General features: G+C 38.5%; 1 protein-coding gene. It reads left to right on the forward strand.

Annotation, left to right across the window (positions count from 1 at the left end):
* Window positions 1-257: 257 nt before the first annotated feature.
* Window positions 258-2,684, forward strand: a 2,427-nt coding sequence (locus ACFINK_RS09145) for an autotransporter outer membrane beta-barrel domain-containing protein (protein WP_375638885.1), incomplete at its 3' end; no start/stop codon positions are given.

Consider the following 2,684-nt stretch of genomic DNA (forward strand, 5'->3'; position numbering starts at 1 on the left):
TGTCACTTATCAGCATAGATTTAAGAAAATTGGTTTTTCTGGAACGAGTTTCTCTGCTGGATTGCGCCACCTTTTTTAGCGATACATAAACTATATAGTAACTTATATATAACTTATATATAAGTATATAGTGTTATATTAAGTATTAAATTAAATATTTCATTTTATATTTATTGTATTTTGAGAACTTTATTAGCTTAAATATAGATATTATTCTTCAATGAATAGAAGTAGGGGAATAGAAGGCGGCAAGAGTTATGATTTATGTATTTCATAAATATGTATTTTTATGCAACGTTACAACAGCTATTCTTTATTTTTTGCAGGTTACGTATGTTAGTGCTGCAGGATCTTCAAGTGATGCAGGAGGGGCATTTTATAAATGCGATGATAGAAAAACACACTTTCTTGCAGATAAAATCTATTACTTAAAAAGTTCTCAAGAGACGTCTGCTCATATTGCACCTATTGCAGCTATATATGTAGAAAAAGCAGGCACTATTGTTAATGCGTCTCAGATAACAGTTTATGGCGATGATCCAGATAAAATATCTGCGTATGGGGCGTATGTAAGAAATGGTGGAACAATTAATCTAGTAGCTTCAGATTTTAAGAATATACCTGCTCTTCGTGCTCAAAATGCCGTTATTAGCATGACAGTAGGGGAAATTAAGGGGATTTCACATGCTATTTATGCATGGGGGAGAGGAACGGATATTGCTTTAGTGAGTGTGAATATCAATATTGAGCCAGATAACTTGAATGTAAAAGGGATCGGTATTATGAGTGGTTTTGATGCAATGGTTAAAATGACAGACGGTACCGTTAATTTTAACCAGATTGGCTCATTTTCAACTCGATTTGGGGGGCGCTATATTCTTGATACTATGGGGATTACGGGGCAAGGAAGGAGGGAGGAAACTTTAACAGATGGTGATCGAGCTATGGGGGTATTGCCAGAAGCTTTTGAGGTTTTTCAAGGTGGTGACGTTCATTTGAAAAACAATTTTATTCAGCTGAACCATATGCATGCATTCTTGATGAAAAACTTTTCAGGTTATGTAAATGATAATGGTAAGTTAATTCAAAAATATATTTCACCAGATGGCTTTAAGAATACAAGTATTAAGATAGAAAAAAACAATATTTCTGTTCAGAGTGAGGGAGTATATGGACTGTGCTTTAATGTTTTAGCTCCAGAAGAACTTGCTAAAATGTTGAGGCAACGAGATGATGAAAAAATTTTAGAAACCAAAAAAGTTATCACGGGGAGGGCATTTGTTTATTTATCAGAGACAAATATGACAGTTCCAGACGGGATTGCGATTTATGCGAAGGGGAATAAAGACTATGAAGTAAAAGGCACTCTTGAATTATCGGATGAAACAAAAATCTCTGGTGATTTGTTGCTAAAAGCTGAAAATAATGCTTCTCTATTGGTGAAAGCAAACGCTTCCTCTCTTACAGGAGGTACGCGTGTTGAGGATAGATCGGTTATTGATTTAGAGTTAATTCGTTATTCAAAATGGTATCTTACTAAAAGTAAATACAACGGTTTACAGGAATCTGTTTCATCGCTTTCTTCTCTAAGTCTTTCCAATAGCACATTGATCTTTGATGAAGGTAGTGGTTATCAAACGCTATGCATTGGAAAAAAAGCAGATATAGGTGCAGGAGATAAAATTCTCGCATCAAAAGATAAAAAAGTCTACAGTGCTGAGGGAAACGCTCAGATTAGGTTGAATGCATTTTTGAATGATGAGGGTTTGTTTAATCCCCAAAAGACGGATCGCATATTGATCTATGGGGATGTTTCTGGAACGACATTCATTCATGTGCAAAATTTTCCAAAATATGCAAGTAAAGAAGTCTATGAGGGAAAAGATCAAAGCATTTCACTCATTCAAGTTGCTGGAACAGCGCAGGCAGGTTCTTTTCGACTCGCCAATGGTTATGATGATTATACTACGGTGAAAGGTTTTCCTTATCAATATCGTATTCGTGGTTATGGTCCAGGTTCGCCCTTTGGAGAAGCAGATGCTACGCAAAGATTAGTGGAAGGTGAGGGGGAATTTTGGGATTTCCGACTCGAAGGGGTTTATATTTCTTCTAGAATAGGTTCTTATAATGGTCCATTTGGTAAACCTTCTTCGTTTTCATTATCTCATCCTGTTAATCCTCCATCTTCTCCCCCCAATTCACTTTCTACGTCGTTGATATCTGACTCTCCTTCTTCTACGTCCTCTGGTCCTGTTGATCCTCCATCTTCTCCCCCCAATTCACTTTCTACGTCGTTGATATCTGACTCTCCTTCTTCTACGTCCTCTGGTCCTGTTGATCCTCCATCCTCTCCCCCCGATCCACTTTCTACGTCGTTGACATCTGACTCTCCTTCTTCTACATCCCCTGATCCTGTTGATCCTCCATCTTCTCCTCCCGATCCACTTTCTACGTCGTTGACATCTGACTCTCCTTCTTCTACATCCCCTGATCCTGTCGATCCTCCTCCTCCCGATCCATTTTCTACGTCGTTTATGTCTGACCCTCCTTCTTCTACGTCCTCTGATCCTGTTGATTCTCCACGCCCTGATCCACTTTCTATGTCGTTGCCATCTGAGCCCTCTGCTCCGGAGGACACTTCATCTCTGGATACTGTTTCTCCTCCTTCTGCCCCTGTTGAACCA

Origin of the sequence: Bartonella sp. AA16NXGY (assembly GCF_042197325.1) — a bacterium.
Lineage (GTDB): Bacteria > Pseudomonadota > Alphaproteobacteria > Rhizobiales > Rhizobiaceae > Bartonella.